Origin of the sequence: Shimia sp., assembly GCF_039969785.1 — a bacterium.
Classification (GTDB): Bacteria; Pseudomonadota; Alphaproteobacteria; order Rhodobacterales; family Rhodobacteraceae; genus Shimia.
Window position 1 is genome coordinate 46,089 of record NZ_JBDVNC010000051.1, and the last position, 20,545, is coordinate 66,633.

The 20,545-nt window shown below is 55.2% G+C and carries 20 protein-coding genes; 13 read left to right on the forward strand and 7 right to left on the reverse strand.

The window, feature by feature from the left end; all coding sequences use genetic code 11:
- The first annotated feature begins 95 nt into the window (after positions 1-95).
- Positions 96-1,673, forward strand: coding sequence for a DUF5928 domain-containing protein (locus ABJI08_RS22575; RefSeq protein WP_348404103.1), 1,578 nt, complete (start codon positions 96-98; stop codon positions 1,671-1,673).
- Between the two features lie 52 nt (positions 1,674-1,725).
- Here ABJI08_RS22575 and ABJI08_RS22580 read toward each other — a convergent pair whose 3' ends face one another.
- Complete coding sequence (locus tag ABJI08_RS22580) at positions 1,726-2,658, reverse strand: ABC transporter ATP-binding protein (protein WP_348404104.1); 933 nt, start codon at positions 2,656-2,658, stop codon at positions 1,726-1,728.
- Positions 2,659-2,764: 106 nt separating this feature from the next.
- Between ABJI08_RS22580 and ABJI08_RS22585 the strand changes: the two genes are divergently transcribed.
- Entirely contained in the window at positions 2,765-2,947 is a 183-nt protein-coding gene (locus ABJI08_RS22585) for a zinc-finger domain-containing protein (protein WP_348404105.1), read from the forward strand.
- A 20-nt stretch (positions 2,948-2,967) separates the two neighbouring features.
- Here ABJI08_RS22585 and ABJI08_RS22590 read toward each other — a convergent pair whose 3' ends face one another.
- Complete coding sequence (locus ABJI08_RS22590) at positions 2,968-3,627, reverse strand: histidine phosphatase family protein (RefSeq protein WP_348404106.1); 660 nt, start codon at positions 3,625-3,627, stop codon at positions 2,968-2,970.
- A 141-nt stretch (positions 3,628-3,768) separates the two neighbouring features.
- Between ABJI08_RS22590 and ABJI08_RS22595 the strand changes: the two genes are divergently transcribed.
- A complete protein-coding gene (locus ABJI08_RS22595; RefSeq protein ID WP_348404107.1) occupies positions 3,769-4,965 on the forward strand; it encodes a hydantoinase/carbamoylase family amidase in 1,197 nt (398 codons plus the stop codon).
- Here ABJI08_RS22595 and ABJI08_RS22600 read toward each other — a convergent pair.
- Complete coding sequence (locus ABJI08_RS22600) at positions 4,962-5,189, reverse strand: WGR domain-containing protein (RefSeq protein WP_348404108.1); 228 nt, start codon at positions 5,187-5,189, stop codon at positions 4,962-4,964. The two genes, ABJI08_RS22595 and ABJI08_RS22600, sit on opposite strands and share 4 nt — an antisense overlap.
- 70 nt (positions 5,190-5,259) lie before the next feature.
- Positions 5,260-5,541, reverse strand: a complete 282-nt coding sequence (locus tag ABJI08_RS22605; RefSeq protein WP_348404109.1) for a DUF1330 domain-containing protein — start codon at positions 5,539-5,541, stop codon at positions 5,260-5,262.
- A gap of 62 nt (positions 5,542-5,603) precedes the next feature.
- Between ABJI08_RS22605 and ABJI08_RS22610 the strand changes: the two genes are divergently transcribed.
- Positions 5,604-6,512 carry a LysR family transcriptional regulator gene (locus ABJI08_RS22610; protein ID WP_348404110.1) on the forward strand — a complete coding sequence of 303 codons (909 nt, stop codon included), beginning with the start codon at positions 5,604-5,606 and terminating at the stop codon, positions 6,510-6,512.
- Between the two features lie 325 nt (positions 6,513-6,837).
- Here the strand turns inward: ABJI08_RS22610 and ABJI08_RS22615 are convergent, their stop codons facing one another.
- Together ABJI08_RS22615 and ABJI08_RS22620 are read right to left on the reverse strand one after the other, a co-directional pair.
- Positions 6,838-7,542, reverse strand: a complete 705-nt coding sequence (locus ABJI08_RS22615; protein WP_348404111.1) for a response regulator transcription factor — start codon at positions 7,540-7,542, stop codon at positions 6,838-6,840.
- A gap of 5 nt (positions 7,543-7,547) precedes the next feature.
- Positions 7,548-9,464 (reverse strand): PAS-domain containing protein, encoded by a 1,917-nt coding sequence (locus ABJI08_RS22620; RefSeq protein ID WP_348404112.1) that lies wholly within the window; start codon positions 9,462-9,464, stop codon positions 7,548-7,550.
- A 169-nt stretch (positions 9,465-9,633) separates the two neighbouring features.
- On the opposite strand from ABJI08_RS22620, the gene ABJI08_RS22625 reads away from it, so the two are divergent.
- The 7 genes from ABJI08_RS22625 to ABJI08_RS22655 all read left to right on the forward strand — a co-directional run bounded on the left by ABJI08_RS22625 (position 9,634) and on the right by ABJI08_RS22655 (position 17,077).
- Positions 9,634-11,631, forward strand: a complete 1,998-nt coding sequence (locus ABJI08_RS22625; RefSeq protein WP_348404113.1) for an AMP-binding protein — start codon at positions 9,634-9,636, stop codon at positions 11,629-11,631.
- The gene (locus ABJI08_RS22630) at positions 11,628-12,443 is read left to right on the forward strand and encodes an ABC transporter ATP-binding protein (RefSeq protein ID WP_348404114.1); all 816 of its coding nucleotides are present in this window, start codon (positions 11,628-11,630) and stop codon (positions 12,441-12,443) included. Before ABJI08_RS22625 ends, ABJI08_RS22630 begins: the two co-directional genes overlap by 4 nt.
- 41 nt (positions 12,444-12,484) lie before the next feature.
- Positions 12,485-13,486 carry a branched-chain amino acid ABC transporter permease gene (locus ABJI08_RS22635; protein ID WP_348404115.1) on the forward strand — a complete coding sequence of 334 codons (1,002 nt, stop codon included), beginning with the start codon at positions 12,485-12,487 and terminating at the stop codon, positions 13,484-13,486.
- A gap of 3 nt (positions 13,487-13,489) precedes the next feature.
- Positions 13,490-13,744, forward strand: coding sequence for a hypothetical protein (locus ABJI08_RS22640; RefSeq protein WP_348404116.1), 255 nt, complete (start codon positions 13,490-13,492; stop codon positions 13,742-13,744).
- Positions 13,744-14,820 (forward strand): branched-chain amino acid ABC transporter permease, encoded by a 1,077-nt coding sequence (locus tag ABJI08_RS22645; RefSeq protein WP_348404117.1) that lies wholly within the window; start codon positions 13,744-13,746, stop codon positions 14,818-14,820. Before ABJI08_RS22640 ends, ABJI08_RS22645 begins: the two co-directional genes overlap by 1 nt.
- A gap of 80 nt (positions 14,821-14,900) precedes the next feature.
- On the forward strand, positions 14,901-16,184 hold the full coding sequence (locus ABJI08_RS22650; RefSeq protein WP_348404118.1) for an ABC transporter substrate-binding protein: 1,284 nt from the start codon (positions 14,901-14,903) through the stop codon (positions 16,182-16,184).
- 71 nt (positions 16,185-16,255) lie between these two features.
- Positions 16,256-17,077 (forward strand): ABC transporter ATP-binding protein, encoded by an 822-nt coding sequence (locus ABJI08_RS22655; protein ID WP_348404119.1) that lies wholly within the window; start codon positions 16,256-16,258, stop codon positions 17,075-17,077.
- Here the strand turns inward: ABJI08_RS22655 and ABJI08_RS22660 are convergent.
- Positions 17,074-17,937: a hypothetical protein gene (locus tag ABJI08_RS22660; protein WP_348404120.1), complete on the reverse strand. Its 864-nt coding sequence runs from the start codon at positions 17,935-17,937 to the stop codon at positions 17,074-17,076. The two genes, ABJI08_RS22655 and ABJI08_RS22660, sit on opposite strands and share 4 nt — an antisense overlap.
- A 122-nt stretch (positions 17,938-18,059) precedes the next feature.
- Here ABJI08_RS22660 and ABJI08_RS22665 point away from each other — a divergent pair, with 122 nt between their 5' ends.
- Together ABJI08_RS22665 and cysK are read left to right on the forward strand one after the other, a co-directional pair.
- Positions 18,060-19,280, forward strand: coding sequence for a phenylacetate--CoA ligase family protein (locus ABJI08_RS22665; RefSeq protein WP_348404121.1), 1,221 nt, complete (start codon positions 18,060-18,062; stop codon positions 19,278-19,280).
- 168 nt (positions 19,281-19,448) lie between these two features.
- Positions 19,449-20,525 carry a cysteine synthase A gene (gene cysK, locus ABJI08_RS22670; RefSeq protein ID WP_348404122.1) on the forward strand — a complete coding sequence of 359 codons (1,077 nt, stop codon included), beginning with the start codon at positions 19,449-19,451 and terminating at the stop codon, positions 20,523-20,525.
- Positions 20,526-20,545 lie beyond the last annotated feature (20 nt).

The following is a 20,545-nucleotide window of genomic DNA, read 5'->3' on the forward strand; positions in this document are numbered from 1 at the left end:
AACACAAAAAAAGCAAATAATGTCTGTTTATTCAACGCGTGTTCATCATTAAATGGGTAAACAATCAATCAATAAACAGGGTTACGGTTTCGGGAATGGCAAAAATCGCTTACATTTTGCTGTGCCACAAGGACCCAGAGGCCATTATTAATCAGGCCAAACGTCTTACGGCCACAGGTGACTGCATCTCGATTCACTTTGATGCGCGTGCCAAGCCCGCGCATTTTCGCATGATTGAAGATGCGCTTAAGGACAATGAGAACGTTGCATTTGCCAAAAAGCGGATAAAATGCGGTTGGGGAGAGTGGTCGCTGATACAGGCCACGTTGTATGCCGTAGAGGCCGCAATACAGAGTTTTCCAAGGGCGACACATTTCTACATGCTTTCCGGGGATTGCATGGTGATCAAGTCGTCCCAGTACATTCATGACTTTCTGGATGATAACGATGTCGATTTCATCGAGAGCTTTGACTATTTTGAAAGCGATTGGATCAAGACGGGATGGAAGGAAGAACGCCTGATCTATCGCCACTGGTTCAACGAGCGGACACAAAAACGCCGGTTCTATGCGTCATTCAATTTGCAGCGGCGGTTTGGGCTGACCCGGGAAATTCCTTCAGATTTGCAAATCATGATTGGCAGTCAATGGTGGTGCCTGCGTCGTCAGACCGTTGAGGCCGTGCTGCATTTCACAGAACAGCGTAAGGATGTGATGCGGTTTTTTCGCACCACGTGGATTCCGGATGAGACGTTTTTCCAGACCATCGTCCGGCATCTGGTGCCATCCAAGGAAATCCGCACAAGAACACTCACGTTTTTGATGTTCTCGGACTATGGGATGCCGCTAACGTTTTATAACGATCAGTATGATCTGCTGCTCAGTCAGGACTATTTGTTTGCACGCAAAATCAGCCCAGAGGCGTTGGAGTTGAAAGAGCGGTTGGGGCGTCTTTATGCCGAAAAAGAAGTTCAGTTCCAAATCTCTGCCGAAGGGCCAAGCCTGTTTAAGTTCCTGACCAGCCGAGGACGTGACGGCAAACGATTTGCCAGCCGGTTCTGGGAAACCGAGTCGACTTTGGGGCGAGATCGCGAGCTTATGATTCTGGTGTGCAAAAAATGGCATGTTTCCAAGCGTTTGCTGCACAGGATTCAGCGACAAACTGATATTCCGGCGATTGCCTATTTGTTTAACGAAGAAAGCACGCCGCTTCCGGATTTGGGTGGTATCCAGTCGACATTGGAAAAACGTACCCGTCACCGGCGCGCCTTGATGCGCATGTTGTTTGACTATTACGACACCAACCGGCTGATTATCTGTCTTGATCCCTCAGCGATGGATCTGATGCAGGACTTTTTCGGAGACCGATCCACCACACGGATGTTGGAAGTTCAGTGCGCCTTTACGGATGAATATCTGATTGGGCATGCGACCCGGATCGGGCTGGCTGGCGATCGTACACCGCACGAAACGCTTGAACGCCTGTTGCCGACAATCCGGCGCGACATTCTGAATGAAGGCGACCGTATTCTGGATGCTGGATTTACGAATGTCGGGCGCATTCGCGAAGGCGACGATTTGGGTGAGCAAGTTCCATCGGTGATGCAGTTTTTGTCTGTCTCCGAAGATGTCGCAACGCGTATTGTTGATACAGAACATCTGTTTGCGGACTAAACCCGTCTGTGAACCCGGCAAGTTTCGCAAAATTCTTGGCAACGCCGGTGTGTCAGGTCGACCGGGTCAGGTTCAGAAAGACGTCTTCCAGGTCGGCTTGTTCCGTTTTGACGTCCCGAATGGATATTCCCGCTTCGCGCACCGCGCGCAGCACATCCTCGGCGGTGGTTTGTCGCGCGTGATAGGACAGGGCAAGGGTTCCGTCCGGACGACGCTCGACCTCGATCCCCGGCGCTTGTGGCAACGATGATGGTGGTTCGCTTGGGTCAATCATCATGCATTTGGCATCCATCTTACCCAATAGGTTCGCGGTGCTGTCGCACACGACAAGCGATCCCTGATTGATAATCGCGATCTGGTCACACATTTCTTCGGCTTCTTCGAGATAGTGCGTTGTCAGGATGATGGTCATGCCCTGTTCGGCGTTCAGCTTTCGGATATTGGTCCAAAGCATCTGACGCAGTTCAATGTCGACGCCGGCGGTTGGTTCGTCCAGCACCAGAACACGGGGTGCGTGCACCAAGGCCTTGCCCAGTAACAAACGACGGCGCATGCCGCCCGACAGCGTGCGGGCATAGGCCTCGGCCTTGTCGCTGAGGCCGATCATCTCGAGAATTTCGTCGCTTTGCCGTTGTGCCCTGGGAACGCCGTACAGCCCGGCCTGCACTTCAAGAGCGCCGCGGGGGGTGAAAAAGGGATCAAGGTTGAGTTCCTGAGGCATCACGCCAATGGCTGCACGAGACTGGCGCGGATTGGTGTCCTGATCAAACCCCCAGATGCGCACATTGCCGGAGGTCTTTGTCACCAGTCCGGCCATGATATTGATCATGGTGGATTTTCCGGCACCATTTGGGCCAAGAAGCCCGAAAATTGACCCTGCCGGGATGTCGAGGTCGATGCCTTTGAGCGCATGTTTGACAGGTTCGTGCCGCCCGCCCTTGTAGGTCTTGGTCAGTCCCGTGATTTCGATGGCGCTCTGCGTCATAGCTGCACTTGCTCCCGGCTGCACTATCCCTCATATTCGGACCTAACCAAACCGGCCCGGAACAACAACCGGGTGTAACGGCGTTTCAATCAGAGGACTGCCAGAAATGACCATTCAAGCGCCCGAAACCCAGATCGTTGACTCTTATCGTGTGGCCTGTGACGGCGGCGAAGGCGCGCTTGGCCATCCGCGTGTCTGGCTGCAGATCCCCAGTGATCGTGGCTGGGTCGAGTGCAGCTATTGTGACTGCAAATACGTGCACAAGGATCATGTCGGCGAAGCCGCCTGAACCAGTTCCTAACAGTTTAGTCAGAGATGGGTCCGTGCGTGGTGACGCTCGGGGGTGTCCAGATGTGCAACGTTGTTGAATTGGGTGAGCAGGGGGCGACCAAGCACCATCTGCCAGCGATGCACCGACGTGTTCATGATTGCGAGGCACATCTGTGACCACCCAACGACGTCCAGCGCAAGTGTCTGGCGCAGAACAGCCCCGATCAGCCCGCCGGACGTGACCACCATGGCGCGCCCTTGCCCGTCGGCAATCTCTTTCATGACGTCCTGAATGCGGTTGGAAAAGTCAGCATGGCTTTCTGGTGCGCCCTCAATGTCACCCCGCTCCCAAGCGCTCAGCACGGTTGGAAGATGGCTGATAAACCCTTCCCGCTCGGTTGGCACTTCAAGACCGTGTTGCTGTTCCATCAGCTGTGACAGGTTGAAATAGGCAAATTCGTTCAGGCGTGGATCGTGGATCATCTGCGACGGGTCGGCAATGCCCATGCTGGTTGCAGTTTCAACGTGACGCCGCATTGTGCCGGTATAAACGCGCTGAAACCGATCCTGTGTTTCGCTCATGTACCCCCCAAGCCACTGCGCCTGTTGATGACCAAGCGGGGACAGCTTGTCATAGCTTTCTTCATCGCGCGCGGTGGTGTTGGCTTGTCCATGGCGGATGAGGGTGATGTGGGGCATGGGATGAAACCTTAAAAACCAATATGTTCTGATTAGGTCAGAGCGGCCTAAAGGAAAAGAGGCGACGCAAAGTTTCCTGCAATGTGATTGCGCAGGGCAATGTTGGCGGTATTCTGAAGCTGAGTTTCTTGGAGGCGCGCAATGATCAACCCTGATCGGTTTTTGTCTGACTTGCATACATTGCGGTCCTTTGGTGCCTCGGGTGTGGGTAAGGGCGTGATCCGCCCGGCGTTTTCAGATGCGGACATCGCGGCGCGTGAATGGTTGATGCAGCAGATGGCCGAGGCCGGGCTGACGGTGCAGGTGGACCCGGTTGGATCCGTCTGGGGGCTGGCACAGGCGCCGTCGCTTTTGCTGGGCTCTCATACCGACAGTCAGCCAGAAGGCGGTTGGCTGGATGGTGCGCTGGGCGTGATCGCCGCGTTAGAGATTGCGCGGTCTGCACAACAAGACCGCGGCGCGCCGGTTTCAGTTGTGTCTTTTCAGGACGAAGAGGGCCGCTTTGGTGTGACTACCGGCAGCACGGTCTGGTCCGGTACGGTTTCATTGGACACGGCGGATCATTTCCTGGATCGCGAGGGGGTTTCGTTTTCTCAGGCCCGCCAGAATATGGCGCATCTGGCTGGTGATTGGGTCGATCCGCGCCAGTTCACTGGCTTCATCGAAATGCATATCGAACAGGGGCCATGGCTGGACGCGGCCGGGGATACAATTGGCGTTGTCACGGATATTGTGGGCATCCGGGATATGCGCGTGACATTGACGGGGGAACAAAACCACGCAGGCACAACACCGATGCACATGCGCAAGGACGCGTTTCAGGCGCTTTCAGCGTTCAATACGCGCCTGAGCCTTGCCTTTGAAGGGGTGGTTGCGCCGGCGACAGTGTGGACAATCGGGCAGGTGAACCTGCACCCGAATGCGAGCTCGATTGTGCCCGGCAAGGTGACGTTTTCAATGCAATGGCGGGACAGTTCCACCGGGCGTCTGGCCGAAATGGACAAGATTATCCGGCAGGTGGCCATGGATGTGGCCAGAGAGCATGGGATGGTTTTGAATTTCGGTGATATGCTTGGGCTGGAACCGGTGGCGATGGATACGCGCCTGCGCCACGCGTTGACCGAAGCGGCCGAAACAAACGCGCCGGGTCAGTGGCGCGAGATGCCTTCGGGCGCGTTGCATGATGCAACAAACGTCGCACAGCAGATGCCGGTCGCGATGCTGTTTGTGCCGTCAATTGGCGGGATTAGTCACGCATTTGAGGAAGACACAGACGAGGCGGATCTGGTTGTCGGCTTGCAGGTTCTCGCTGATGCGGTTGCGCGGCTGACAAACTAATCGCGCAGATAACCGCGTTTCTGCGCGCGCAATCTGTACAGGTCGGCCGCATTTGACGCCTCTCTGAGATTGCCGAAAATGTGGATTTTCGTTTGACCATTGCCGCCCGAAATACCCCATTCCCGCATGACGGACACTTCCTCAAAAAGGTTCATGGCAATTTCCACGCGATAGTATCGCGGGCGCGTTTTCTGCGACGGTTTGTATAGAATGCAGATGGCCATGACCCAACCCTATTGCACGCGGAATCGCGATGCAACAGGGCAGGGAATTGTTGTCATATACGAGACTGTTTCAGCCCAACAGCACGATATCGGATGCTCCGGCGGAGCGGCGCAGATCATGTGTTTGTGCCAGTTCAGGGTCGTTGATCCACCCCAAAGCGCTTTCGCGATCCGGAAAGGACAGGATGGCGGCCACGTCGGGCAAATCGGGTGCGCCATCCAATACGATTGTATCAGCGCTGCCTTGTTCGACTTTCCCACCGTGGCGCGCCAGGGCAGGTCCGGCTTTCTCACGATATTGAGCCAGCGCTTCGGGGTTTGTTACGGTCAGTTTGGCATAGGCGAAAACCATTTTTTATCTCCTGGATTGATGTCTGCCCTCAACCTAGATCGCAATGCGGCTTGCGAAAACGCGTGTATCTGCAAGCTGGATGTGCGTATATGCATGTCATGAAGGCGGATTGGGAAGACCTGAAAACAGTGCTCCATCTTGTGCGGGGCGGTTCGCTGGCTGCGGCTGGTGCCTTGTTGGGTGTGAACTACACAACGGTTTCACGTCGTATCACGCGGATTGAGGCGACGCTGGAAACCATTTTGTTCGAACGGCTGGCCGATGGGTATCGACCCACCGAAGCCGGTTTGCGTGTGGCTGAATTTGCCTCTGAGATGGAGACGCAAGAGCTGGCGTTGCTGCGTGATTTGCAGGGGCGTGATCAACGGTTGCGCGGCAAGCTGGTGATCACGGCGCCGCAGTTGTTGATTGGTCCCTATCTGTCGCCGGTGATCGAACGGTTTTCGGCGTTGCATCCGGATGTAGAACTGGTGCTGAAGGCGTCAAACGAACTGGTCGACCTGACCCGTCGAGAGGCTGATCTGGCGGTGCGGATTTCGCGTAGTCCGGGTGATAGTTTGACCGGCCTGCGTGTGGCCACGCAGTTATCCGCCGGATTTGGTGTGCAGCGCTGGGTGGATCGCGCCGCCGAAGGGTCTGACGCTGTTATTGATTGGGTGGTTTACGAGGCGTTTTCGCATGTGCCCAAGGCCGCCAAGCAAGCCTTTCCAAACTCGCGCGTTGTGCTGATCTGCGATGATATGGCCGCGATGGTTGGGGCCGCGGTTGCGGGTTTGGGTGTGGTGCGTATGCCGCTGTTTCTGGGCCGCGCGACCCCGGGGCTGGTGCAGATTCCGGTGCTGGAACCGCAACCCTATGCGGATATCTGGGTTGTCGGGCACCCGGATGTGTGGCCGTCCGGCAAGGTTTCCGCTTTTCGCGACGTTCTGGTGCCAGAGTTCCGGCGCAGACGGCATGAGTTTGTTGTCTGAAAGCAAAAAATATCCCGCAGCCGATATTTTGGTCTGCGGGAAGTTGGGAGTGTCCCGTGAGGTAATCCGAGGCCATTTTGATGCGGCTAAAACCGCTGACTGTGTCGCCTGACCTTCGTTGCCTTCTGCGCGCTTTTCTCCCATCAAAGCGCTGGTTCTGCCCGACCGGTACTTGCCGTTGAAATGCACTATACCCTATTTTGCGGAACAACGCTACATTTAGTATTCTAGCAAGCAAGTCGCCCAACCTGTGCGTTGTTTTCAGCTACAAAAAGCGACCTCAACCCTGGTCACACGGCATTTGCGGTTGGATAAAAGGTTGATTTCAATCCCAGCGGACATCGCCCAGAAAGATATAGCCCGCGCCATAAATCGTCTTGATCAGTTGCGGGTTTTTCGGGTCTTCCTTCAGTTTGGTGCGCAATCGTGAAATGCGGACATCCATGGCGCGGTCAAAGCTTTCACCTGCGCCGCCACCAAGCGATTCCTGCATGTGCGCGCGGCTGATCAGGCGCTTTGGGCTGTCCAGAAACAGACGCAGAACCTCGCCCTCGGCATGGCTAAAGGTGGTTTCTTCACCTTCGTCATTTGTCAGAGTGTATCGGTCAAAATACGCGGTCCAACCGTTGAAATGCGCGGTATTCGCGACATTTGTTGCGGTGCCGCGATCTTTGCGCAGGCGCGCACGGACACGCGCCACAACCTCGGCCGGGTCGAAAGGTTTGATGATGTAATCGTCTGCCCCAAGGTCCAGCCCGGTCACGCGATCCTGAACCTGAGCGCGGCCGGAGATGATAATAACCGCAGCCCCCAGTTCCAGCGCCAACCGGTGAACAAGGGTCAACCCGTCTTTGTCGGGTAAACCCAGATCAACAAGACAGACTTCGGGTGTCGTGGTCTTGAGCGCGGCTTCAAATTCTGTTGCGCGCGCAAAGCTCATGGTGCGAAACCCGGCATCTTCCAGCGCGTCGGCCAGAATGAAGCGGATTTCGGGTTCGTCGTCCAGAATTGTGACAAGCGGGGCTGTCATATCTTTTACCTCGGGTGCAAAAATTGATCGAGCTGCTCGGCCGAAAACGGCTTGGACAGAACCGGGGCGCGGGCCGCGCCTTGGATATACAGCGGATGGGATTGGGGCAATGATGTCATCAAATAAGACGGCATCGTTTCATTTGTCAGGTCGCGGATCAGGTCAACACCCGTGGCGTCCCCTTCGAGCATGATGTCGGACAGGACCAGCTTAATCTCGGGCAATTGCGCAATCAGATCGCGCGCCTCTTGAACGCTGGCGGCCTCGATCACTGTGTGTTTCATGTCGGTCAGCATATCGCGGATCATCCCGCGTAAATCGGGATTGTCTTCGACCAAAAGGGCCAGACCGGGCGTGACATGTTTTGCAGCCCGGCGCAGGGGCAGGCGCACAGTGACCTGACCCCCGGTTGGTGTGTTGGCAATCCGCACATCGCCCCCGGCCAGCTTGGTCATGTCATAGACCATCGCCAGCCCAAGCCCCGAGCCTTCGGAGCCTTTGGTGGTGAAAAACGGGTCCAGCGCGTGTTTAAGCGACTCTTCGGTAAAACCCGGCCCGGTGTCGCGGACTGTGAATTGCACCCATGTTTCCTGAACCAGTTCGGCCAGCAACAGGATAGTGCCGTCCTTGCCACAAGCATCGCGGGCGTTTAGCAGCAGGTTGACCAGCGTGTCTTGCAACATTGCGGGGTCCAGCATCAGCAAGCCGTCTGAAATGGATTCCTCAATGACAAGGCTGGCGTGGCCTTCCAATGTTGGCGTCGCGAGGGTTTGCAGATCGGCGATGAAAGCGCCCATATCTGTGGGCACAAGTTTGGGTGCGCGGTGAATGGTTACGTCAGCCAGCCGATTGAGCAGATTACCACCACGGTGCGCCGCGCCCAAAGTAGCCTCGATCAACGCGCGGGCGTCATCAGGCAACTCCATCTTTTGCAGTTTGCTTTGTGTGCCAAGGATGATGGTCAGCAGGTTGGAAAAATCATGCGCCAGACCGCTGGTCATCAGGGCAGCAATTTCACGCCGCCGGGTTTGTTGCAACGCGACACGTGTCTGGGTTTCTTCGGTGATGTCCATCGACAGAATATAGACACCGCGCAAATCACCTTTGTTCCCGTCAGGCGTAAACGCGACCCGGATGCGCCGTGTGCTTGGGTGTTCGTTGAATTCGAAAACCGACGGCTTGCCTTTGAATGCGGCGTCCAGATAGGGGCGGATCGAGCGAAAAGCGTCCTCGCCCAAAGCGCGCCCAATGTGCATCCCAACGATATTGCTGGGCCGTCCGGGAATGACGGAGGACAGGCGCCGGTTGGAATAGGTATAAAGCCGGTCCGGTCCGACATGCGCGATATGCGCGGGCATCATTTCGGCGGTCAATCGCATACGGGCTTCGGATTGGGTCAGCTGTCGTTTGACCTCCTCCAGCGCGTTCACGGTTGATTCCAGCTCGCGGTTTGTGGCGGAAAGCTCTTCGGCGTGCAGCAAAAGCTGATCAGAAAGCTCTTCTGATCGTCCGCGCAACAAAGCCTCCTGGCGTTTGGTTGAGGTGATGTCGGTGTACACTGCCACCCATCCGCCCTCGGGCAAGGGCGAGCCTTCGACGCTGATCCAACGCCCGTCCGTGGCCCTCTTGCGTTCAAAGTAATGCGGCTCAAATGCCAGCGCTCTTTCAACGCGCTCCTGAACAAAGCTGTCGCGTTCCGCTTTGGGAACGTAGCCGTATTCGCCATTGTCGATCAGAAAATGAATGGTCTCGGCGAAATCCGCACCGGGTTCAGTGAGGTGGGTCGGAATGGAAAACATTTCGCGAAAGCGCATGTTGGCGACAACAAGTTTCAGGTCGCTGTCATAGATCGACAAAGCCTGTTTGATAAGGTTCAACCCGGCGATTGTCATGGCTTGTGTTGTGCCGAAAACCCGCTCCATTGTCGTCTCCTTCCTCCTATCGCTAGCACCGTGATCCGGGCAGGCAAAGCCCGAAATGCGTCTTGTTACAATTCGTAAGGTTTGGGAAATGTTCAGGAAAAAGTTGACCCACAGTTTTAAACACGCACCTTGGAAGGTGGAGAATCGCTTCGGCGGTCCTGATCCGTAAATGCGGATCAAACGGGAGGGAAGAATTTTGGCAAAGTCGTCACAGGCGACCGGAGGACTTGGGTCCGTTCCGGCGCTGTTACAGCGGAACGCCACCTTGTTTGCAGACAAGGACGCATACCGGGAAAAAGAATTTGGAATCTGGCAACGCTGGACCTGGGCTGAGACCGCGAAGGAAATCGAAGCTCTGGCTTTGGGGTTTATCAACCTTGGCGTCCAGGAGGGTGATTTTGTAGCCGTTATCGGACGCAACCGTCCGTATTTTTATTGGGCTATGGTTGCCGCTCAGTCTGCGGGCGCAATTCCGGTTCCGGTTTACCACGACAGCGCATCGGATGAGATGGAGTATATTCTGAGCCATTGTGGCGCGAAATATGCTGTGGTCGAGGATCAGGAGCAGGTCGACAAGATCATCGACATTCAGGAGCACCTGCATCAGTTCGAACACATGATCTATGTCGATCCCCGTGGGATGCGCAAATATGATCACCATCAGCTGCACCGCTATTCCGACATTCAGGAACAGGGGCGGGCGTCGTACTACGAATGGATCGATGATCTGAACGCGCGCCGCGACAAGCTGAACTACGACAGCACTTGTGTGATGCTTTATACCAGCGGCACGACCGGCAAGCCCAAGGGCGTGGTGTTGTCCAACCGCAATGTGATCGAGAGCGCCAAGAACAGCTCTGAGTTTGATAATCTGAGCGCCGGTGAGGAAATTCTTGCCTATCTGCCGATGGCTTGGGTCGGGGATTTCATCTTTTCGATTGGTCAGGCGTATTGGACCGGGTTTTGTGTGAACTGCCCGGAATCTGCCGACACGATGATGACGGATTTGCGCGAAATTGGTCCAACCTATTACTTTGCGCCGCCGCGCGTGTTCGAAACCCAGTTGACCAATGTGATGATCCGCATGGAAGACGCCGGAAACTTTAAACGCCGCATGTTCCATCACTTTATGGGGCACGCCAAAAAGGTAGGTGGCGACATTCTGGATGGCAAGCCGGTGGGTTTCATGGATCGCATGAAATACGCGCTGGGCAACGCATTGGTTTTTGGCCCGCTGAAAGACACGCTGGGATTTGGCCGTGTTCGGGTCGGATACACGGCTGGCGAGGCGATTGGCCCGGAGATTTTTGAGTTTTACCGCTCGCTTGGGATCAACCTGAAACAGCTTTACGGTCAGACCGAAGCGACCGTGTTCATCACCGCGCAGCCTGACGGCGAAGTGCGGGCGGATACGGTGGGCGTGCCCAGCCCGGATGTGGAAATCAGGATTGCCGACAATGGCGAGATTTTCTATCGGTCGCCGGGCACATTTGTCGAGTATTACAACAACCCGGAATCCACGGCCTCGACCAAAGATGCCGAAGGGTGGGTCGCGACGGGTGATGCCGGGTTCTTTGAGGATCAAACCGGGCATCTGCGCATTATTGACCGCGCCAAGGACGTTGGCAAAATGGCTGATGGGTCGATGTTTGCGCCGAAATATGTCGAGAACAAACTGAAATTCTATCCCGACATTCTGGAAGCGGTTTTGTTTGGCAACGGTCGGGATCGGTGTGTGGCGTTCATCAACATTGATCTTTCGGCTGTGGGCAACTGGGCCGAGCGTAACAATATCGCCTATGCCTCTTATCAAGAGCTTGCGGGCCATCCCAAGGTGCTGGATTCCATTCAGGGCCACGTGGAAGAGGTCAATAAATCTGTGGCTGCTGACCCCATGTTGGCCGGGTGCCAGATTCACCGGTTTTTGATTTTGCACAAAGAACTGGATGCGGATGACGGCGAAATGACCCGCACGCGCAAAGTGCGCCGGGTGATTGTCGCGGACAAATTCAGCGATCTGGTCGACGCGCTTTATGACGGGTCAGACAAAATTTCGACCACCACCGAAGTGACATATGAAGACGGTCGTAAAGGCAGCATCAGTGCAACGCTTGATCTGCGTGATGCCGCTATCGTTTCAACTGCCAATAAGGTCGCCGCAGAATGAGCACCCAGGAAAGCTACATCACCGATGACGGCCGCACGATTGGCCCGACCGTGATGGAAATGAAAAATATCACGCTGCGATTTGGCGGTGTGAAAGCGATCACGGACATCAGTTTTGACATTCGCGAAGGTGAAATCCGGGCCATTATTGGTCCGAACGGCGCCGGGAAATCATCAATGCTGAACGTCATTTCCGGCTTTTACGTCCCACAGGATGGCGAGGTTTGGTACAAAGGCAAAAAACGGCCCCCCATGCGCCCCTATCAGGTGGCCCAGCAAGGCATTGCCCGCACATTCCAGAACATCGCGCTTTTTGAAGGCATGTCGGTTCTGGACAATGTGATGACCGGACGGTTGCGTAAAATGAAGTCGGGACTGTTGGCGCAGGCTTTGTGGCGCGGCAAGGCTGAGAAAGAAGAGACGGAAAACCGCGAGGCGGTGGAAAAAGTCATCGACTTTCTGGAGATTCAGCACATTCGCAAGACCCCGGTTGCGCGGCTGCCTTATGGTCTGAAAAAGCGGGTCGAGCTGGCGCGGGCCCTGGCGGCAGAGCCTTCCATTCTGTTGCTGGACGAGCCAATGGCAGGCATGAACGTTGAAGAAAAAGAGGACATGAGCCGCTTTATTCTGGACGTGAATGACGAATTTGGCACGACAATTGCGCTGATCGAACACGATATGGGCGTGGTCATGGACCTGTCTGATCGTGTTGTTGTGATGGATTACGGAAAGAAAATTGGCGACGGCACACCAGACGAGGTGCGCAGCAATCAGGACGTCATCGACGCCTATCTGGGGGTGTCACATGATTGATCTTTCTCTTGTTCTTAATATGAAAACCGGAGGCGCAATCGATGCCTGACAGTCTTCTCTTTGGTACCGAAGTGGTCCTGAACGGCCTGATGGCGGGTGTGCTTTATGCGCTTGTCGCATTGGGGTTTGTTTTGATCTACAAAGCTTCGGGCATTTTTAACTATGCACAGGGCGTGATGGCCTTGTTCGCGGCGCTCACGCTTGTGGGTATTATGAACGGGCAGGTCCCGTTTGCGCATCTGATCAATGCCACTTTTGGCACTGATCTTCATCACTTTGGATGGCATGTTCCGGGTTTTCTGGCGATTGTGCTGACCATGGTTGTCATGGTTTTTCTCGCTTGGGCCGTGAACCATTTTGTGATGCGTCATCTGGTTAATCAGGAACCGATCATTCTGTTCATGGCGACCATCGGACTGGCCTATTTCCTGGAAGGGTTTGGCGATCTGATGTGGGGCAGTGACATCAAAAAGCTGGATGTTGGCCTGCCTCAGGGCGGTAGTTTCTGGATTGAAGAAAACACCCAGTGGATGGGTATGGGCAATGAAAACTTCTATGGTTTCTTCCTGGATAAGCTTGATCTGGTGGCCACGGTCATCGCTGCCATTCTGGTTGGTGCGCTGGTTGTGTTTGCTCAATACACGAAACAGGGCCGCGCCATGCGTGCCGTGGCTGACGATCATCAGGCAGCGTTGTCGGTTGGCATCTCGCTGAACTTTATCTGGGTCATGGTCTGGTCTGTGGCCGGGTTTGTGGCGCTGGTTGCGGGAATCATGTGGGGCGCCAAATCTGGTGTTCAATTCTCGCTGTCGCTGATTGCGCTCAAGGCATTGCCGGTGCTGATGCTGGGTGGGTTCACATCGATCCCCGGTGCCATTGTCGGCGGGCTGATCATTGGTGTCGGCGAAAAGTTGTTTGAATTTTCGATTGGTCCGCTGGTGGGTGGGGCGACCGAAAACTGGTTTGCCTATGTGCTGGCGCTGATCTTCCTCGTCTTCCGGCCGCAGGGCTTGTTTGGCGAAAAGATCATCGAAAGGGTGTGACACATGACCAAGTTTATTGCCCTTCTAAATGTTGTTGCGTGGTCTGGTTTCTGGGCTTTCGGTTATCTGGCGCTGAGCGCCGAGGCCAGTTCCGGCCAGATGACCACGGCAGCCATTTTGGCAGCCTTGGGCGCCGCCATCGGAATCTGGGCGTATTTTCAGCTTGTGCGGCATTCTGAACGCACGGGCTATGCGAGAAAGCCAAACAGGGCTGACCGGACGCATCTTGAACAAGACTATAACGGGGAGAGCGCCTGATGTTTTATCGTGAGGCCGGCGATTTCAAGACCACCTACGCCGCAGATAACCAGACCTTCCCGATCAAGTTCGACCGGTATCGTTACTATTTCGTTCTGTTGATCGCCTTTGGCATCGTTCCGTTTATGATCAACGACTATTGGGTCAATGCGATCTTTCTGCCGTTTCTGATTTATTCGATTGCAGCCATCGGGCTGAATATTCTGGTCGGATATTGTGGTCAGGTTTCGCTGGGTACAGGCGGGTTTATGGCTGTGGGTGCCTATGCCTGCTATAAACTGATGACCGCATTCCCCGAGATCAACATATTCATACATGTGATCCTTGCCGGTGGTATCACCGCGGGGGTTGGGGTGTTGTTCGGGCTGCCATCGCTTCGGATCAAAGGGTTCTATCTGGCGGTGGCAACGCTGGCAGCGCAGTTCTTTCTGGTGTGGCTCTTTAACCGGGTGCCGTGGTTCTACAACTATTCGGCATCTGGTCAGATTTCGGCCCCGGAACGCACTCTGTTTGGCATTGAAGTCACCGGCCCAAATACCACCGCATGGGCACCATATCTGTTCTGTCTGGTGATCCTCACGCTGTGCGCAATGATTGCGCGCAACCTGACGCGCGGCACTCAAGGTCGCAAGTGGATGGCCATTCGTGACATGGACATCGCAGCCGAGATCATTGGCGTGAACCCGCTTTCTGCAAAGCTTTCGGCCTTTGCGGTCAGCTCGTTCTTTGTGGGCATTGCTGGCGCGCTGTTCTTTTCAGTCTATCTTGGGGCTGTTGAGGTGGGCGAAGTGTTTAGTATCAACCTGTCATTCCAGGTGCTGTTTATGATCATTATCGGTGGTCTGGGATCGATTTTCGGCAGCTTTGCCGGTGCAGCCTTTTTGGTTCTGATGCCGGTGTTTCTGAAAAACGTTCTGGTCGGCATGCTTGGCTGGCCAACCGATCTTGCCGCGCATCTGGAATTCCTGATTGTCGGCGCGCTGATCGTGACCTTTTTGATATTGGAACCACATGGCCTCGCGCAGCTTTGGCGCGTGGCCAAGGAGAAACTCAGGTTGTGGCCCTTCCCGCATTAGGCGGGGCCATCGCCAAAAGTTCGGGGCGGGGTGGCCCTGGCAAGTACCATCGGACAAAAAACCAAGGGAGGATAAACCCGATGAAAACGAAACTGACAACACTGGTCCTGGGCGCCATTATGGCCGCCGCACCAGCGATGGCGGACCTCGTGTTCCCGTCGCTGAGCTATCGCACCGGACCTTATGCTGCTGGCGGCATCCCATTTGCGGATGGATATGCGGATTACTTCACGCTGCTGAACGAGCGTGACGGCGGGATCAACGGTGTGCCAATCCGGATGATCGAATGCGAAACCGGATACAACACTCAAAAAGGTGTTGAATGCTACGAAGCCACCAAAGGCGAAGGCGCGCTGGTCTATCAACCGCTGTCGACCGGCATCACCTATCAGCTGATCCCGAAAGCCACGGCAGACGACATTCCAATCCACTCGATGGGGTATGGCCGGACATCGGCCGCCAACGGTAAGGTGTTCAGCCACGTCTTTAACTATCCCGGTAACTACTGGAATGGTGCGTCTGGCGCGATCAACTATCTGCTGGAAACCAACGATGGTGACATCAAGGGCAAAAAGATCGCTCTGGTGTATCACAACTCGGCGTATGGCAAGGAACCCATCCGCACCTTGGAAGAGCTTTCCAAGAAGCACGGTTTTGAGCTGAGCCTTTTGCCTGTTGACCATCCCGGTCAGGAGCAGAAATCCCAGTGGCTGCAAATTCGTCGCGAAAAGCCTGACAATGTTCTGATGTGGGGCTGGGGCGTGATGAACCAAGTTGCCATTCAGGAAGCTGCGAACATCCGTTTCCCAATGGAAAACTTCATCGGTATCTGGTGGTCCGGCGCGGAGCATGATGTGCTGCCCGCTGGTGAAAAAGCCAATGGGTACAAAGCTTTGACGTTCCACAACGTTGGCCGCGATTTCCCTGTATTTGACGACATCCAAAAGCATGTTGTTGATGCTGGCAAAGCTGCCGGTGCTGGCGATCAGGTTGGCAACGTTCTGTATAACCGTGGTATGTATGCGGCGATGCTTGCAGCCGAAGCTGTGAAAACAGCTCAGGACCTGCACGGCACCAAGGACATCACCGCCGGTCAGATGCGTGACGGCATGGAAGCCCTGTCCATGGACGAAGCCAAAATGACCGCTTTGGGCATGCCCAACTTTGGTCCGGCGTTCAACGTGTCATGCGAAAACCACGGTGGCCCTGGCCTTGTGGGTGTGACCCAGTGGGATGCCAGCTCGCAGACATGGTCGATGATCTCGGACTATAAACCAACCGACACGGACGTCATCGGTGGTCTGATTGCCGAAGATTCCAGTGCATATGCTGCGGAAAACAACATCGCTGAAAGCTGCATGTAATCCATTGAACTTTGTCCCGGCCGAATGCTTTGGCCGGGGCAACGCCAAACTCGACAAGAAAGACGAAGCACATGCTTGACGCCGGTCGCACCGAAGAGGCCCTTTTGGAGGTCAACAATATCGAGGTGATCTACAACCACGTGATCCTCGTGCTGAAAGGCGTGAGCCTGAGCGTGCCAAAGGGCGGCATCACCGCCTTGCTCGGCGGCAATGGCGCTGGCAAGACCACCACGCTCAAGGCCGTTTCAAACCTGTTGCACTCAGAACGTGGCGAAGTCACCAAAGGCAGCATTCTGTACCGTGGCCAGAACACCAAAGGGCTGGATCCGGCGTCGATGGTCAAATCGGGCGTGATCCAGGTGATGGAAGGCCGCCATTGTTTTGAACATCTGACGGTCGAAGAAAACCTGCTGACCGGGGCGTATACGCGGTCTGGTGCGGGTGAAATCGCGCAGGATCTGGAAATGGTTTACACCTATTTCCCGCGTTTGAAAGAGCGTCGGAAATCGCAGGCGGGTTATACCTCGGGTGGCGAACAACAGATGGTTGCCATTGGGCGGGCCCTGATGAGCCGCCCTGAAACGATCCTGTTGGATGAACCCAGCATGGGATTGGCACCGCAGCTTGTCGAAGAGATTTTTTCCATCGTGAAAGATCTGAACGAAAAGGAAGGTGCTACGTTTTTGCTGGCGGAACAGAATACCAACGTGGCGCTGCGATTTGCCCATTACGGGTATATTCTGGAATCAGGTCGCGTTGTGATGGATGGCCCCGCTGCGGAATTACGTGAGAACCCTGATGTAAAGGAATTCTACCTTGGCATGTCCGAAGAGGGGCGAAAGTCGTTCCGTGATGTGCGGTCCTATCGTCGACGCAAACGCTGGCTGAACTAAGACGACCCGAGCTGTGCGAGAACTTCAACACGCATTTCTTCTATCCGTGTCAGCGCTTCGTCGCGCGTGTTGCGGATATTCGGGCGAAACCCCTGGGATTCTGCGCGCAGCCGAATGTCTGCTTCGGTCTCTGATCCTGCGGCATAGCGCACCGAGCCAAGGGATGCCGCCTTGTTCAGGCGTTTGCCACGATACGCATAGCGCACCCAGGCCAACGGCATGATCTGGCATGCGTTGTAGTCGATCAGGAAGAACCATTTGCGATCGGTTTCCTTAATCCGGTCTTCAATGAAGTCATAAAAATCGTCCACATCGCGGGCGTGGTGAAAAGTGAAGTGAGAAAAATTGACATCCATAATGACCTTGTCGTGGTCAAAGCTGAGACGCCGCGCAAAATCGTGTTCGGTGTAGTTCGGGTCATGGCGGATGCGTTTCTTGCGTTGGCTGGGCAAGTCCGCGATGCGGGCCATGGCAGAGGCCCGGTCAGAAAACAGGTTGGCGTCAAAGCTCTCTGTGTTGGCGCTGCGTTCGATCTGTCGTTTCGTGGCTTCGCTGGCCTCAAACCGAACCGTGCCTTGACTGTGCGCCAGGTTCAGCGCGCGTCCGCGACGGGAATGCGCCACCCAGGCGGTCTGATCAATTTTGCAATGCGAATAATTGATAAGAAAGAACCACTTGGGTTCACCGGACTTGGCGATTTGATCCTCGATCAGGTCATACACCCGGTTCACCGTTACGCTGTTGTCCAGATGAAACTCGGAAAAGTCGACTTCCATACACTGTTCGGCGTCGTGAAATGTGATGCGGGAAGAAAAATCAATTGCTGCGTTATCGGCTACGGGGCCGGGGCTTTCGGTCATGCGGGCATTCCTCCATTAGCCATTCGTCGCGCGGTAATTCCTGAGTGCAGCAATGGCGCTGCGCGCGCCTTCGATCAATTCCGCAATACGTCGCGGTTCGTGAATATGAAAAGGATGGGCCTATGAGCCGGTATTTTGATGATCTTGAAACCCGCTCCGACGATCAACGCGCGGCTGATCTTGCCGCTGCATTACCAGCGCAAATATCGCGTGCAAAGGCGTTGCCGGGATATGAAAAAGCCTTTGAAAATGTTGATCCGGCTTCGATTTGTGACCAGGCATCTCTGGCGGCGCTTCCTGTGTTGCGAAAATCCGAGTTGAGCAAAGCGCAGGCCGGTCGCGCGCCGCTGGGCGGTTTCGCGGATATGACACGTCCGGGCATCACCCATGTATTTCAGTCCCCGGGCCCGATCTATGAGCCCGGCAGCAATGGCAATGACTGGTTTCGGTTTGGGCGTGTCTTGCATGCGGTTGGAATTGGCCCCGCAGATATTGTGCAAAACTGTTTTTCTTATCATCTGACACCCGCCGGGATCATGTTTGAAAGCGGTGCACACGCCGTGGGTGCCAAAGTGCTGCCAGCGGGTATTGGTCAGACGGAATTGCAGGTGCAGGCGGCCTTTGACATCGGAACAACCGCCTATGCCGGTACGCCGGACTATCTCAAGATCATACTGGATAAGGCTGATGAGATGGGGAGGTCGCTGAACATCTCCAAGGCGACGGTCGGAGGTGGCGCGTTGTTCCCGTCCCTGCGACAGGAATATGCAGACCGGGGTATTGCATGCCTGCAGGGATACGGCACCGCCGATCTGGGGTCGATTGCTTATGAATCCGACGCCATGGATGGCATGATCATCGACGAAGGTGTCATTGTGGAAATTGTCACGCCGGGAACAGGCACGCCCGTTGCACCCGGCGACGTGGGTGAGGTGGTCGTAACCACGCTAAACGCTGATTACCCGTTGATCCGGTTTGCCACCGGCGATCTCTCGGCCATCCTGCCTGGGCAAAGTCCATGTGGGCGCACAAACATGCGTATCAAAGGCTGGATGGGGCGCGCAGACCAAACCGCCAAGATCAAAGGCATGTTTGTCAGACCCGAACAGGTCGCCGCGTTGGTGGCGAAACATGACGAGGTTGGAAAAGCGCGGGTCGTTGCAACGCGCAACGGCGAAATGGACGTTATGACCGTTCGCATTGAAAGCGCGGATGGCAATTCTGATCAGTATGGCAAGTCGATTGCGGAAACTTTGAAGCTCAAGGGCGTGGTGGAAATTGTCGCGCCGGGCAGCCTGCCTAATGACGGGATTGTCATAGAAGACCAGCGAAAATACGACTGATATCCTTGAAAACAGCGTTGATCAAACCTGCTGCGACGCTCTGATCAACGACGATTTTCCTGGCGCGTTCCAAAATTGGAAGGGATTTCTTTTTTCCCCGAGCCTATCGTTATGGGCGCAAAGCTGCTTCATTATGCTCTTCAGATTAATTCTTGAGAGGAATTTGTTATGAGCATCAGAACGACTACGGGACATGGACGTCGCTATGACAGTGTATTGGACGTTGTTGGAAACACGCCTGTCATTCGTATCAATCGCATCGCCCCCAAAAATGTAAATGTGTACGTCAAGCTGGAGGCCGCAAATCCCGGTGGATCGGTCAAAGACCGGCTCGCGCTGAATATCATTGAGGCTGCTGAACGGGATGGACGCCTGAAACCCGGACAGACCGTTGTTGAGGCCACAAGCGGGAACACCGGTATCGGGCTTGCCATGGTGTGCGCGGCCAAGGGCTATCCTCTGGTGGTGATAATGGCCGAGAGTTTTTCCGTCGAGCGTCGTCGCCTGATGCGGTTTTTGGGCGCAAAAGTTGTGCTGACCCCAAAAGAACTTAAAGGGTTTGGCATGTACACCAAGGCAAAGGATCTGGCGGAAAAGAACGGCTGGTTTCTGGCCAGCCAGTTTGAGACCGCGGATAATGCGGATATTCATCAGGCAACAACGGGCCGCGAAATTTTGGCTGATTTCGAGGGCGAACGACTGGACTATTTTGTCACCGGATATGGCACGGGGGGCACCGTGTCGGGTGTGGGGCGGGTGCTCAGAGAACATCGCCCTGACACGCGTATCATCCTGACGGAACCGGCAAATGCGGCAATTGTCTCATCAGGTTATGTAAACACGCGCAACGCGGACAATCAGCCAACCGAGGGCCATCCCGATTTTCAGCCGCATCCGGTCCAGGGTTGGACACCGGACTTTATCCCATTTGTTTTGCAAGAGGCGATGGATGACAAATTGTACGACGAGTTGCACACCATTCCGGGACCTGAAGGTATTGCATGGTCGCGCCGGTTGGCCGCCGAAGAGGGTATATTTGTCGGTATCTCAGCCGGGGCTACATTAGCGACAGCAATGAAAGTTGCCGAGCAGGCGCCCGATGGCAGCAACATTCTGGTGATGCTGCCCGATACCGGGGAACGCTATCTGTCGACACCGCTGTTTGAAGGGGTGCCAGAGGGCATGAGCGACGCAGAGGTGGAGATCATGCAGTCAACACCGGGGCAGCAGCTGACGGGTGCCTAGGTGGGACCACACGCTAGAAA

Excerpts from the sequence above, each read along its gene's own strand:
- ABJI08_RS22575 (WP_348404103.1), top strand. The coding sequence starts at position 96 with ATGGCAAAAATCGCTTACATTTTGCTGTGCCACAAGGACCCAGAGGCC.
- ABJI08_RS22580 (WP_348404104.1), bottom strand. The coding sequence starts at position 2,658 with ATGACGCAGAGCGCCATCGAAATCACGGGACTGACCAAGACCTACAAG.
- ABJI08_RS22585 (WP_348404105.1), top strand. The coding sequence starts at position 2,765 with ATGACCATTCAAGCGCCCGAAACCCAGATCGTTGACTCTTATCGTGTG.
- ABJI08_RS22590 (WP_348404106.1), bottom strand. The coding sequence starts at position 3,627 with ATGCCCCACATCACCCTCATCCGCCATGGACAAGCCAACACCACCGCG.
- ABJI08_RS22595 (WP_348404107.1), top strand. The coding sequence starts at position 3,769 with ATGATCAACCCTGATCGGTTTTTGTCTGACTTGCATACATTGCGGTCC.
- ABJI08_RS22600 (WP_348404108.1), bottom strand. The coding sequence starts at position 5,189 with ATGGCCATCTGCATTCTATACAAACCGTCGCAGAAAACGCGCCCGCGA.
- ABJI08_RS22605 (WP_348404109.1), bottom strand. The coding sequence starts at position 5,541 with ATGGTTTTCGCCTATGCCAAACTGACCGTAACAAACCCCGAAGCGCTG.
- ABJI08_RS22615 (WP_348404111.1), bottom strand. The coding sequence starts at position 7,542 with ATGACAGCCCCGCTTGTCACAATTCTGGACGACGAACCCGAAATCCGC.
- ABJI08_RS22620 (WP_348404112.1), bottom strand. The coding sequence starts at position 9,464 with ATGGAGCGGGTTTTCGGCACAACACAAGCCATGACAATCGCCGGGTTG.
- ABJI08_RS22625 (WP_348404113.1), top strand. The coding sequence starts at position 9,634 with ATGCGGATCAAACGGGAGGGAAGAATTTTGGCAAAGTCGTCACAGGCG.
- ABJI08_RS22630 (WP_348404114.1), top strand. The coding sequence starts at position 11,628 with ATGAGCACCCAGGAAAGCTACATCACCGATGACGGCCGCACGATTGGC.
- ABJI08_RS22635 (WP_348404115.1), top strand. The coding sequence starts at position 12,485 with ATGCCTGACAGTCTTCTCTTTGGTACCGAAGTGGTCCTGAACGGCCTG.
- ABJI08_RS22640 (WP_348404116.1), top strand. The coding sequence starts at position 13,490 with ATGACCAAGTTTATTGCCCTTCTAAATGTTGTTGCGTGGTCTGGTTTC.
- ABJI08_RS22645 (WP_348404117.1), top strand. The coding sequence starts at position 13,744 with ATGTTTTATCGTGAGGCCGGCGATTTCAAGACCACCTACGCCGCAGAT.
- ABJI08_RS22650 (WP_348404118.1), top strand. The coding sequence starts at position 14,901 with ATGAAAACGAAACTGACAACACTGGTCCTGGGCGCCATTATGGCCGCC.
- ABJI08_RS22655 (WP_348404119.1), top strand. The coding sequence starts at position 16,256 with ATGCTTGACGCCGGTCGCACCGAAGAGGCCCTTTTGGAGGTCAACAAT.
- ABJI08_RS22660 (WP_348404120.1), bottom strand. The coding sequence starts at position 17,937 with ATGACCGAAAGCCCCGGCCCCGTAGCCGATAACGCAGCAATTGATTTT.
- ABJI08_RS22665 (WP_348404121.1), top strand. The coding sequence starts at position 18,060 with ATGAGCCGGTATTTTGATGATCTTGAAACCCGCTCCGACGATCAACGC.
- cysK (WP_348404122.1), top strand. The coding sequence starts at position 19,449 with ATGAGCATCAGAACGACTACGGGACATGGACGTCGCTATGACAGTGTA.